Source organism: Streptomyces sp. NBC_01176 (genome assembly GCF_045039825.1).
Taxonomy (GTDB): domain Bacteria; phylum Actinomycetota; class Actinomycetes; order Streptomycetales; family Streptomycetaceae; genus Streptomyces.
In genome coordinates, this window is the sequence record NZ_CP108600.1 from 8719737 (window position 1) to 8732050 (window position 12314).

Consider the following 12314-nt stretch of genomic DNA (forward strand, 5'->3'; position numbering starts at 1 on the left):
CGTGGACGGGGAAAGGCGTGCGGGTGGTGGCTCGTGTCAGCGGCTGCGGGCCAGGACACGTCGGTACGGCACCCGGGCAGAGCCTGTTTCCCGTGCCGGCGTACGCAGCCGCGTCGGCACATCGGTCCCGCCCGGGAGCGCGGGTGTCAGCCCTGAGGCCCGGACAGGTCGGGGCCGACGGTGAGGGTGAGGGTGCCGGGGGCGGCCTGGTCGGAGCGTGCCGGTGTGAGTCCGGGCAGGCGAGCGGCCAGCGCCCGGGCTTGTTCGGCGAGACCCTGCGGGTAGGTGAGCGTGCTGTTCTCCACGCGGGCGGGGGCGTTGCCGGTGGCGATGATCCGGTAGCCGAGGGCGGTCAGCCGGTCGGCGGTGGTCTGGGCCGCGCCGGGGGTGCCGGTGCCGTTCAGGACCGTGATGTTGATGGTGTAGGCAGCGGGTGGCAGCTGTGCGGTGGCCTTCTTCAGGTCCGCCTGGGTGGTTTCGTGGTCCTGGGTGAGTGCGGTGAACAGCCGCTGTGCGGCGGGGTATTGCCAGGTGACGTTCGCCTTGTCGGTGGGAACGTCGCGCTCGCGGGGATAGTTCGGCACGGTCAGGAAGGCGATCCGGCTGGTGGGGATGCCCTTGACGCTGCCGGCGAGGCTGTAGAGGGGTTTGATGCCCGCCAACGCCGGGTCGGTGGTGAGGGACTTGGTGGCCGAGTTGAGGAACCCGTACAGCGCGCCCGGGTTGTACAGCTTGGACCTGGCGCGGGTGGCGAGGGACTGCATGAACTCCTGCTGGCGTCCTATGCGTCCGATGTCGCTGCCGTCGCCGACGCTGTAGCGGGCGCGGACGTAGCCGAGGGCTTTGTCGTCCCTGACGAGCTGGCAGCCGGCCTTCAGATCGAGGTGCGCCTTCTTGTCGTGGATGGGCTGCTCGGGACAGACCTCGACGCCGCCGAGGGCATCGACCATGCCGGTGAACCCGCGGAAGTCGACGATCATGAAGTGGTCTATCCGGACATGGGTGTTGGCCTCGACGGTCTTGATGGTGCAGGCGGCGGCCTTGGCGGTGTCGCCGGTGGAACCACCGATCGCGAACGCCTCGTTGATCTTGAAGTGGTGGGTGCTGGAGCGGGTGCCGTTCCCGCGGTCGCAGGCGGGGATCTGAACCCATGAGTCGCGGGGGAAGGACACGACGGTGGCCCATTTGCCGTTCCCGCCGGTGTGCAGCAGCATCAGGGTGTCGGACTGCATGGTCGTGAGGTTCTTGCCGTAGGTGTCGCCGAGCCCTTTGCGGCTGTCCGAGCCGATGACGAGGATGTTCTGGCCGCCCTTCGCGGCCTCGGGCCGGTTGTCACCCAGCGCGTCGCCCACGTCGGCGCCCTTGATGTTCCCGTTGAGGTGGGTGTAGGCCCAACCGCCGGCAGCGGCCGCGCCCAGGACCAGGACGGCGGCGGCGAGCGCGATCCAGCGTCCGATCCGGCGGCGCGGACGGCCCCGACGACGACGTCCTCGCGGGGAGATGCTCTGGTCGTCCTTGGGGGTGGTGCGTGCGTGTCCTGTCATGGTGGAAACACGTTCCTTCGCTGGCCGAGTACCGAGTCAGGTGTGAACAGGAAGGGCCCGGTCGCCGACGGAAGAGCCGCGTCGTCGGCAGGAGGGGCCGCCGCCCGGAACAGGGCGGCAGGGACTCGGTCAGCTGAGGATCGGGATGAGGCCGAGGGCGAAGACCACGTAGAAACCGGCCGCGGTAGCGAGGCGGGCGGGGGTGAGCCTGCGAGCGCGCATGGTCAGCAGGAGATAGACGATCGCGGCCATGGTGATCAGCCCGGACCACAACAGGGCGGTGTCGAAGTGCCACTTCGTGAACAGCAGGCCCAGGCCCGAGGGGACGGTGGCCTGGATCATCATGGCGCCGGATATGTTCGCCAGCGCGAGCTTGGTCTTGCCCTGGCGTACCCAGATCACCGCGTTCATGATCTCCGGCAGCTCCGTGGCGATCGGCGACAGCAACAGCGCGGTGACCGCGGCGGACAGGCCGAGCATCGGACCGATCGCGTCCAGCTGTTTCACGAACAGCTGCGAGGCGAAGAAGATCACCACGAGGGTGAGCAGGGTCTGGGCGGCAACGGCCCACGTGGCGGGGGATGCGGCCCTCGGCTGGAACTTCAGGGGCTCCAGCTCGTCCTCCTCGCCGTCCCCGTCGTCACCGCCGCGGATCTCCCGCCAGAAGTAGACGGCGTACGCGGCGAAGAACAGCAGGCCAAGCGCGGGCTTGAACGCGAACGCCACCAGGCCGAGCGCCACCTTCACGACGAAGATCGGCAGGAACCACTTCTGGTCCTTCGCCAGCCGCTTCATGTCCGCGACGCTTCCGAGGGCCTCCTCGGCCTCCGGGTAGTCGGCCGGATCGGTGGGAGCCATGCCCGTCTCGGCGAAGACGGCATTGCGCTCCTTGCGGCGCTTGAGCAGCAGCATCGCACCGGTCACCCCGTAGGCGACGGTGGCCAGCGCCAGCGGACCGCCCATCGCGGCGCCCACGCCGATGTTCTTGGCCTCATCGGTGGCGCCGGTGGTCACCGCGACCAGCGTCACCACCGACTCGGGCAGAGCGGTGCCGAAGGCGGCGAGGATCGTGCCGACCGCCATCTTCCCGACATTGAGGCGCCGGCCCAGCCACTCCACGGCGTTGACGAACCACTCACAGGAGAGATAGATCGCCACCGCGCAGACGATCAGCAGTACGAAATGGATCACGGGTCTCGCTCAGCCTTCCCGCACCGGCGGGGGCATCGAGAACAACCGCGAAGGGAGACGGCGGAAGCTTCGACCCCGCCGACACGCAGTACACGTCGTCGACAAAGGGCCGAAGGTCTCGCCCACCCGCGTCCTCACCGGAAACGAGCCCGGCCACCGGGAACCCGAGGGTTCCAGTGTGTCGACGACCGGTATTACAGGGCTACTCCCCTTCGCAGCCGCCCACTATACAGACGCGCCGAACGAAGTCCTCGGGCTCTCCGTCTGCCGAGACGGCCTCGCAGTTCGGATGCGGACTGGATCGAGCACGAAACGTGGCGACGAAGTGGCGTCCCCGGGGAGTATGCGGATTCCCATCCTCTCGCAGCGTGTTCGTGATCGCCATGTGTTGGCGAACCACCCCGGACCGCCGCGCCACGGTCGTCGTATGTCTACCCCAACCGGGCCAGTTGGCCGGTGCGGCTCACGAACTGGGCCGTGGCGCCGGGGTACGTGGACCAGGAGGCACCGTCGCTGAAGGACGTGACGGCGGTCGGCGCGACGGCCGAGAGCTTCCGGTACGTCTTGGCGAGGTAGGGCACGTCGACACCGACGATCAGATCCGGCTCGAGCGCGGCGATCGACTCGCACTCGATATCGGCGCCCGTCGTCACCGCCGGACCAGCCGTGCTGACGGCCTTCCGGCGAGTGCCGCCCGCCGTGCCGGGTTCCGGGTGCCCGTACGGTTCGCGGCGCCCCGAACGCCCGAATCCGAACCCCGTCGAGGGGGCACGCCGGCCGGTCACGGCGACCGGCTCGAGGGCCCGGCGTGCCGACCGGCTCCGCCCCGGGCCGGCGGAGGCCGTCGTCGCAGCGGCTCCGTTGTACGGCGGGCCCGGCCCGGGGCCGATCACGGTCGAGGAGGCCGCAGTCGACCCCCCGAGGCCGGGAGCCGGGGTCGGCGTCAGCGCGGGGGGTGCTCCGTGAAGCACTGGCGAACGCCACCGCGCGCGAGGGTGAGGCACGTGCGTACGTCGTGTGCTGAGCCGACGGCCACCATGGGGGTGTAGACGTAGGCCTGCGCGTCGAGTTTGTCGGTCACCTGGGCGGCGCGCACGTGACCGCCGGGCACAGTGATGTCGATCCGGTCGCCCACCTGGGACTGGGTGACGCGTGCCCAGACGGTCTCGCACCGCGGACTGTAACGGACGTCGAGCTCTGCTCCGCCTGTGGCGTGGACCGTCGCGAGCGTGGTCAGTTGCAGTCCGCAGAAGGTGCTGGCCGGGCTCCTGCCGTCGCAGGCGGCGCCGTGGCACCGCGGGGCAGGCGCGGAGGACCCGCCCGGACCGGGCCACAGGGCGACGACGAGTCCGGCCACGACGGCGCAGCCGAGGGCGACCCCGGCCATCACCGGCGTGCGCGGGAGCCGGTGAGCCGTCGGCGGCGGTTCTGCCGCGGCCGGGGCGCTCGCGGCCGGGGCGGGCGGGGCCGGGGCGGGCGGGGCCGGGGCGGGCGGCGTGCTGCCGGCCCGGGCGGCGAGCTCCCACAGCGCCACGAGACGCGCGGGCGGTTCGTCGGCCAGCGAGCACAGCGCGAGGACCGCACGGCGCGGTGGCAGGGTCCGACCGTTGAGGTACCGCTCCCAGGAGGACTTGCTGTAGCCGGTCTCCGCGGCCAGGCGGGCCAGGCTGAGACCGGTGCGGTCCCTGAGGCCGCGCAGACCCTGGACGAGGCGGGCGGTCTCCGGGGGCAGATCCCCGGTTCCCTTCGCCGCCCGGTTTCCGGTCCCGCCGGTCGCCGTCATCCGCGCAGGGCTTTCCAGGTATGCGGCCCGACCACGCCGTCGACGGCCAGGTGGTGCTTCGTCTGCAACCTCCTGACGGCCCGCTGGGTGAGGTCCCCGTAGATCCCGTCGACGTCTCCAGGGGGGAAGCCGGCGCGCTTGAGCAGGCATTGGACCTCGGCGACCTCCGCCCCGGCCATGCCCTGCTGGACGAGGTCGGTCCGGGTGCGGCTGAGGCCCGCGTACCAGAGACCGTCGGTACGGGTGATGCGGCAGACGTAGCTCGGTGGGGCGGCGGAACCGCTGTCGTGCCACGGCCGTACCGCCAGCAGCACCGCCGTGGCGGACATGACCAGCACGCCCGCGACCACGGCGATCCGAATCCTCCGACCGCGCCGGGGACGCTCCGGTGCCGGCTGCGGAGCGGGCGGGTCGGCGGGTGTGTCCGGTGGCGCGGCGGCCCGCCGCTCCGGCACGGCGGCGCCGGCCCAGGTGACGGTGGCCACCTCGTGGAGCGCCAGCAGACGGTCCGGATCCGCGCCGTACGCGCGGGCGAAGGCTTCGACGGCCTGGCGCGGCGGCAGGTTGCGGCCCGCGAGATACCGCTCCCAGGAGGAGGCGCTGTACCCGGTCTTGGCAGCCACCTGAGCAAGGCTCAGCTCCCGCGCGTCCTTCAACTGACGTAGCTGAAGGACGAGTTCGCGCGCCGATGGATCCAAAGCCGCCGGGAGCGCCTTCCATCGCCGCATGATCCGCTTCCATTCCTCACACGTGCCGTGCTGCCCCACCACAGTACTGAGAAAAGGCCTGCCACCGCTCCTTCCCGGGCCCGCACCGACTTGATCCGGCCAGCGTCCCGCAATATCCCGTCCCGCCCCGCATCAGCGCAGGTCACGGACGCACCGTCCCGCCATTTCGGCACTTGCCGACCAGCTGTGGCACGAGGTTGCGCCGACGGCGCAAGCTCGGTGGCGCAAACAGCGCGGCGATGCCCAGCCCGTACCGCCCCCGACGTCTCCTGGACCAGGCGGCCCTTTCGGCAGGCCGCACGGTTCCCCACAGGAAGGTGAACATGCCCAGCGCACTGACCAAGTCCCGGCTCGTCATGGCCGGCGCCGTGAGCGCGGCCGTAGCCGCCGGCACGCTGGCCCTCGCGCCCACCGCCTCCGCCAAGGCACCCAACATCGCGATGGGTTACGACAACAACCCACACGCCGTGTGGTGCGTCCAGCACCTGATCAACGACTGGGCCGTGAAGTGGCACGTCGACGGCTATCACTCGCGCCCGATGGCGGAAGACGGCGTCTTCGGCAACTGGACCGACTACTGGGTCCGGCGCGCGCAGGACGCCTGGATGGGCGGCTACGCCGACGGGATCGTCGGACCCGCCACGGGAAACCACCTGATCGAGGACACACAACTCACCGGGGGCACCTACTACGGCGGGGCCGGCCACTACTGCTACTACCTCATCCCCACCGGCTGACGGATCGTCGCCGGCCGGACCCTCACCGCAGCCACGGGGGGTGCGGTGGGGGTCCGGCACACACACGCGTTCAGACCAGAGGAGCACCACCATGTCCGTCCGGCAGCTCACTCGCGGGGCAATCGCCGTGGCATCGATCGGCGTCCTGTCGTTCCTCCAGATCGGCTCGGCGTCCGCGACCGGCAAGACCTCGGCGTACCACCTGGGCACGGAGGCCGCCCGCGTCAACTACTGGAGCAGCACAGACGACTTCAGGGTGTCCGACACCCTCTGCGACGGCTTCTCGTCCTACGCCCAGTATCAGCGGGCCGGCGCGAGCAAGCAGACGCTGCGCAACTCCAAGGGCTGCCACACCTACGCAGACTTCAACCGCGGCTTCACCGGTGGCCAGACCATCAAGTACCGCGTCTGCGTGAGCATTCCTCTGGAGCGGGACAACTGCAGCGGCTGGAAGTGGGACAGCACCGGCTGACCCGTGTCCCGCAACGGCGGAGCGCCGACCGCGCCTTCGCCTCGTGATGCCACTGGCGTCACCTCACCCCAACGCCGGAGCCCCTCTACGCGGAGCACCGGAGAAGGCAGGGATCATGACCAGGAGGAAGACAGCGGCCCTGGCCGCGGGCACGTTGACCCTCATGCTGGGTGCCGCGGTGCCGGCCGCGGCCGCCCCGGTCCGTGAGGCGGCCACGCCGGCAGCGGCCGCCTCACGGACGGGGACGTTCTACGGCACCTACCAGCACGCCGACGGGTGTGTGTACCTGCGCTCCGCGGCCGGGTACCACTACCTGCTGGAGGGTTACACCATGGGTGGCAACGGCGGTCTGTACAAGAAGGGCGGCGGCTTCGTCGCCTACCCGGGCTGGCGGATCGCCGCACACGGCACCCAGTACAACAAGTCCAGCACCACCTTGTGCACGACATGGGGCGCGTACAGGCGGATCAAGGCGACATCGATCTACGCCTACTGAGCCTGTTCACAGGGTGGTGGGCGGCCGCCCGTCCTCATGACCCAGGCGGAGTCCGACTGGTGGATGCCGACAGGGACGCTGTGTCGAGACAGGACGGCAGGCGCCTCCAGGGCCTCGTCGGCGGAGGAGATCGCCGACGAGGCCCTGAGGTACCGGCCGATCGCACTTCGGGCCGAGACGTCCCTCGACCGGCGGCGCGGTCCGGGCCCCGCCACACCCACCAGCCACCCTGCGTCCGGTGGGAGGGGACCGCTGATCCATTCGTCGAAGGCCGTCACGGCGCGCGTCAGATCAGGAGCGTAGGGGGTGAACAGCGCGTACTGGTCGGCCGCCGCCTTGAGGGCCGGACCGGGCCGCCACTCGGGGTGCGACTGCTCCCGCAGCCGGTCCAGGGCGGGGCGCAGCCGGGCTCGGGCGTCGACGCGGGTTCCGCGGGTCCCGCGCGGGGCCCCGTCTCCGTGCCAACCCCACCCGGGCGATGACACCGAAGCCCTCACGGAGCTCAGGCAGATGCTCAGCGTCTTCGCCGGCACGATCGAGAGTCCCGCTCCTCGGCCGCATCCATGACATGCCCCGAGCGGAGACCGGGTCGCCTCGGTCAGCCGGCCGTCGGGTGCTTTCCGGGTCCCTCGGTGTGGCGGGCGAGAGGCGTGGGGGAGAGGGCGGACTCCTCCTCGCCGGGCTCGAGGAGGGTGTCGGCCGGGCCGACGATGAGCGGGTCCGGTGTTCCGACCGCCTCGGGGTCCTTGCTGGCGTAGTCGACGCGGGCGAGGAGGCTGCGCATGGCTTCGAGGCGGGCACGGCGCTTGTCGTTGCTCTTCACGACGGTCCACGGGGCGTGTTCGGTGTCGGTGGCACGGAACATCTCGATCTTGGCGACGGTGTAGTCGTCCCAGTGGTCCAGGGAGTCGAGGTCGGTGGGCGAGAGCTTCCACTGCCGCACGGGGTCGACCTGGCGGATGGCGAAACGGGTCCGCTGCTCACCGCGGGAGACGGAGAACCAGAACTTCACCAGCGTCATGCCGTCTTCGATGAGCATCTCCTCGAAGCGGGGGCACTGCCGGAGGAAGAGCTCGTACTGGGGTCCGGTGCAGTAGCCCATGACGCGCTCCACACCGGCCCGGTTGTACCAGGAGCGGTCGAAGAAGACGAGCTCGCCCGGTGCGGGCAGGTGCGCGGTGTACCGCTGGAAGTACCACTGTCCCGTTTCTCGTTCGGTGGGCTTGTCCAGGGCGACGATGCGGGCGCTGCGGGGGTTGAGCCGTTCGGTGAACCGGTGGATGGTGCCGCCCTTGCCCGCGGCGTCCCGCCCTTCGCAGACGACGATCAGGCGGGCGCCGGTGTCCCTGGCCCAGCGCTGCAGCTTGAGCATCTCGATCTGCAGGACGCGCTTTTGCCGTTCGTATTCCCTGCGCCGGACCTTGCGGTCGTAGGGATGGTTCTCCCGCCATGTCGCTATCGGGCCGCCTGCCCCGTCCAGCAGTACCGGCTGTTCGGGACTGGTCTCGTCCACGGTCAGCCCGTCCAGCAACGACCTCTGAGCCTCGTTCATCGCTCGAACCCCTCGCCCCGGCCCCACGTGATCCACCCGTGCTCGAACGCACGCGTGCCTTGCCCGGTTCCCTGGAACCCGCGGACCAGTCATCCGCCCCGCGCCACCACAGCCAGCCAGGACGGAGAAGGCCTCCGCAGCCGGCGAGTCGGCTTTCCGGCCTGCCACCTGGAAAGTTGCGGGACGCGGGTGCGGAAAGTCCGCCCCGGCCGGTGGTCCCGTCGAATAGGGGTACACGGCCCGCCATGGCACCGAAGACCGAACGCGTCATGTTCCTGCGGGCCGTGCGACAACTGCACCGCGTCCGCACCTTCTACATGGTGGGCATCCTGCTGTGGAGCGCAGCCACCCTCTGGACGGCCTGGCAGTCGCCCGGAAGCCGGCAGATGTGGGTCTCCGCCCTCCTCCTCACCGTCTTCAGCGGCCTGCTCCTCACCGCCGCCCTGTCCCTGCGACGCCTTGAGCCGCCCAAGACGGGCCGGCCCGCCCACCACGCCGCATCGCACAACGCCCACGCCTGAACTCCCGCCACAAGGGCGGCAGCGAGTACGAACTCCTCATTTCGGGTCCCCGGGCGGTCCTCTCCCGAGAACCGCCCGGTCCGTTGTCGGTGGCTCCTGACACGATCACCGGCATGGCATTCATCAACGAGCACATCCTTACCGAGCTGGCCGCGGAGCACGGCGTTCCGGCAACCGTGGCAAGGGAGTTGGCGGGGCTGCTGCGGCCCTGTGTCCTCCTGGTGAAGTACGAGGACCTGCCGGAGCACGGCCGGGCGGACCTCCGGCCGGCCGGCCGCACGGGCGGGCTTCCCTCGCTGCCCGAAGGTGTGGAATGGCCCGACGGGGCCGGACCCTTCGTGCTGAGCGTCGACTGCGCGGCCCTGCCCCGTGACTGCCTCGACATCGAACTCCCCGCGGACGGGGAACTGTTGTTCTTCACCACCTTCAAGTACGAGCCGGACGACTCGGCCGTTCTCCACGTTCCCGCCGGTGTCCCGACCGCGGAGCGCCCACCGCCCGAAGGTCTGGACGATCACGAGGCCGCGAAGTACGAGCCCCGCCCGCTGTACGCCCTGCCGGGTCTGACCATCGACCACGACTGGTACGGCTCTCCGGCGGCGGAGGCCTTCGAGGACGGGAGAGAGGAGGACGACGAGGTGTTGGACTGCTTCGTGGAAGCGGTCGTCAACAGTGTCCACGGCGGGCCGGCGCCCCACGCCGTCGCGCAGATCGGCGGGTTCTCCGACCAGTGGCAGGAGGCGCCCGACCAGGACGGGCTGGTGCTCCTGGCCCAGATATCCGGAAACGGCGTCGACTACAACCTGTTCACACTGAACCTGTTGGTGGCCACCCGCGAGGACATCGCCGCCGGGCGGTGGGAGAACCTCCAGTGCGTGCAGCAGTGCTGAGCCGACGGCCGGGCCGACCCCTCCGCGACCTCCGTCGAGCCCTTGCAAGAAATCGATGATTCAACGCAGAATTCGTACTGAAAGCTGGAAAGAGGCGTCCGGCGTCTTGTGAGGGCGCCCGGCGACGCCCTACTGTCACCGCACCGGCACGGCCCGTCCCTCCACACGTCCGCATGCAGAGCGGCCCCAGTGTCTCCGCATGCGCGTCCACCGGCTTCAGCCGGCGCTGTTCGACCGTGCTCCTCCCACGTCCGTCCTCGTTCGTCCGTTCCGAGAGAAACGAGAATCTGATGTCGCGGTACAGCACGCGCGCGGCGGCGGAGCGGGTCCGCGGCCACGCGCGGAAACCGGCCAGAATCGCCACGGTGGTGACGGCGGCGGCCGCCGGACTCGTTCTCCTGCTCGGTGCTCCGGCCCCGGCAGCCCTCGCGGCCCCGGCGTCCCCCGGGCACGGCACCGGCGTGGGCACCCCGGCGGTGACCCGGGCCGCGCTCGATCCCGCCCTGGTCGCGGGGCGCGGAGCCGCGGTGGACTTCGCCGAGCAGGAGGCGGAGAACGCGTCGACCGACGGCACCGTCATAGGCCCCGACCGCACCGCCTACACCCTGCCCTCCGAGGCGTCGGGCCGGACCGCGGTACGCCTGAAGCCGGGCCAGTACGTCGAGTTCACGCTGCCGCGCGCCGCCAACGCCCTCACCGTGCGCTACAGCATCCCCGACGCGCCCGAAGGCGGTGGCATCACGGCACCGCTCGACGTCGCCGTCGACGGCAGACACCGCTCCACGATGACGCTCACCTCGCGGTACTCGTGGCTCTACAACCAGTACCCGTTCACCAACGACCCCCGGGCCGACCTGCTGCACCCGGACTGGTGGATCACCGAGTGCGGATGCGTCCCCGCCGCCACCACCCCGACGCCCACCGTCGACAAGCCGTTCAGGCCCAGCCACTTCTACGACGAGCAGCGGCTGCTGCTCGGCAAGCGGTACGGGGCGGGCGACACCGTCCGCCTCACGGCGCCCAAGGGCAGCGCCGCGGCCTGGACCGTGATCGACGTGCTCGACACGCAACTCGTGGCCGCGCCGCACGTCGAGGTGCGTGCGGCGAACGTTCTCGCGTTCGGTGCCGACCCCACCGGCCGGCGCGACGCGGGCGACGCCTTCGACCGGGCCATCGCGTACGCCAAGAAGCGGCACCTCGACGTCTACCTGCCGCCAGGCACCTACCAGGTGAACCGGCACATCGTCGTGGACGACGTGACGATCGTCGGAGCGGGCAGCTGGTACACGATCGTCAAGGGCCACCAGGTCACCCTGGACACCCCGGCCCCCGACGGCTCCGTCCACACCGGCGTCGGCTTCTACGGCAAGGACGCGGCGGACGGCGGCAGTCACGACGTCCACCTGTCCGGCTTCGCCGTCGAGGGCGACGTCCGTGAACGCATCGACACCGACCAGGTCAACGCCGTCGGTGGCGCCCTCAGCGACTCGACGATCGACGGCCTCTATCTGCACCACACCAAGGTCGGCATGTGGTTCGACGGCCCGATGAAGCGCCTGCGCATCACGCGCAACGTGATCGTCGACCAGATCGCCGACGGCCTCAACTTCCATACCGGGGTCACCGATTCCACCGTCTCGGACACCTTCGTCCGCAACAGCGGTGACGACGGCCTGGCCATGTGGTCGGAGAAGACCGGCAACGCGCGCAACGTCTTCGCCCACAACACCGTGCAGACGCCCGTCCTCGCCAACGGCATCGCTCTCTACGGCGGTACCGACAACACGGTCACCGGAAACCTCGTCGCCGACCCCATCAGGGAGGGCAGCGCCATCCAGGTCGGCTCCCGCTTCGGCGCCGAGCCGTTCACCGGACACCTGTGGATCACGGACAACACCACGGCCCGCTCCGGCCCGTTCGAGCTCAACTGGAAGATCGGGCTCGGCGCCATCTGGTTCTACGCCCTGGAACGGGACATCGACGCCGACATCGAGGTCACCGGCGACCACTTCCTCGACAGCACCTACAACGCGGTCATGCTGGTCTCCGACTTCCCCGTGAAGGACAAGTACGCGATCCGGGGCGTCCACTTCAAGGACATCCGCGTGGACGGAACCGGCACGTCCGTACTCAGCGCCCGCTCCGCCGGCTCGGCGACCTTCGAGAACGTGGACGCCCGCAATGTCGGCGCGGTCGGCATCAACAACTGCGGATCGTTCAACTTCCCGTCCACGGGCTCCGAGTTCGCGGCGCAGGACCTCGGGGGCAACGACGGAGGCGGCACGACGGGCGCCTGGATGGCGTCCTGGGAACTGCCGAACACCATCACCTGCGACGACCGGCCCCCGGTGGTCCCGCCACCGGCCCCGGCGCCCTGGTGACCGGCGTCCGTCCCTGAGC

Annotated in this window: 12 protein-coding genes; 6 read left to right on the top strand and 6 right to left on the bottom strand. The window is 70.4% G+C overall.

The window, feature by feature from the left end:
• Positions 1-146: 146 nt before the first annotated feature.
• The 5 genes from OG199_RS37930 to OG199_RS37950 all read right to left on the bottom strand — a co-directional run bounded on the left by OG199_RS37930 (position 147) and on the right by OG199_RS37950 (position 5246).
• Positions 147-1544 (bottom strand): LCP family protein, encoded by a 1398-nt coding sequence (locus OG199_RS37930; protein WP_405833369.1) that lies wholly within the window; start codon positions 1542-1544, stop codon positions 147-149.
• A 129-nt stretch (positions 1545-1673) separates the two neighbouring features.
• Positions 1674-2735, bottom strand: coding sequence for a sodium:calcium antiporter (locus tag OG199_RS37935; protein WP_401802086.1), 1062 nt, complete (start codon positions 2733-2735; stop codon positions 1674-1676).
• Between the two features lie 431 nt (positions 2736-3166).
• Entirely contained in the window at positions 3167-3388 is a 222-nt protein-coding gene (locus tag OG199_RS37940; RefSeq protein ID WP_405833371.1) for a hypothetical protein, read from the bottom strand.
• Positions 3389-3678: 290 nt separating this feature from the next.
• On the bottom strand, positions 3679-4518 hold the full coding sequence (locus tag OG199_RS37945) for a DUF2690 domain-containing protein (RefSeq protein WP_405833373.1): 840 nt from the start codon (positions 4516-4518) through the stop codon (positions 3679-3681).
• Positions 4515-5246 (bottom strand): peptidoglycan-binding protein, encoded by a 732-nt coding sequence (locus tag OG199_RS37950; RefSeq protein ID WP_405833375.1) that lies wholly within the window; start codon positions 5244-5246, stop codon positions 4515-4517. Before OG199_RS37950 ends, OG199_RS37945 begins: the two co-directional genes overlap by 4 nt.
• A gap of 323 nt (positions 5247-5569) precedes the next feature.
• Here OG199_RS37950 and OG199_RS37955 point away from each other — a divergent pair, with 323 nt between their 5' ends.
• From OG199_RS37955 to OG199_RS37965, 3 genes are all read left to right on the top strand, one after another.
• Positions 5570-5983 carry a peptidoglycan-binding protein gene (locus tag OG199_RS37955; protein WP_405833377.1) on the top strand — a complete coding sequence of 138 codons (414 nt, stop codon included), beginning with the start codon at positions 5570-5572 and terminating at the stop codon, positions 5981-5983.
• Between the two features lie 91 nt (positions 5984-6074).
• Complete coding sequence (locus tag OG199_RS37960) at positions 6075-6455, top strand: hypothetical protein (RefSeq protein ID WP_405833379.1); 381 nt, start codon at positions 6075-6077, stop codon at positions 6453-6455.
• Between the two features lie 115 nt (positions 6456-6570).
• Positions 6571-6951 carry a hypothetical protein gene (locus OG199_RS37965; RefSeq protein WP_405833381.1) on the top strand — a complete coding sequence of 127 codons (381 nt, stop codon included), beginning with the start codon at positions 6571-6573 and terminating at the stop codon, positions 6949-6951.
• Between the two features lie 598 nt (positions 6952-7549).
• Here OG199_RS37965 and ppk2 read toward each other — a convergent pair.
• On the bottom strand, positions 7550-8503 hold the full coding sequence (ppk2, locus tag OG199_RS37970; RefSeq protein WP_356798943.1) for a polyphosphate kinase 2: 954 nt from the start codon (positions 8501-8503) through the stop codon (positions 7550-7552).
• Positions 8504-8748: 245 nt separating this feature from the next.
• Here ppk2 and OG199_RS37975 point away from each other — a divergent pair, with 245 nt between their 5' ends.
• From OG199_RS37975 to OG199_RS37985, 3 genes are all read left to right on the top strand, one after another.
• Entirely contained in the window at positions 8749-9024 is a 276-nt protein-coding gene (locus tag OG199_RS37975; protein WP_401802098.1) for a hypothetical protein, read from the top strand.
• Positions 9025-9137: 113 nt separating this feature from the next.
• Positions 9138-9914, top strand: a complete 777-nt coding sequence (locus OG199_RS37980; RefSeq protein WP_405833384.1) for a DUF1963 domain-containing protein — start codon at positions 9138-9140, stop codon at positions 9912-9914.
• Between the two features lie 290 nt (positions 9915-10204).
• Positions 10205-12295, top strand: coding sequence for a glycosyl hydrolase family 28-related protein (locus OG199_RS37985; protein WP_405833386.1), 2091 nt, complete (start codon positions 10205-10207; stop codon positions 12293-12295).
• Positions 12296-12314: the final 19 nt, after the last annotated feature.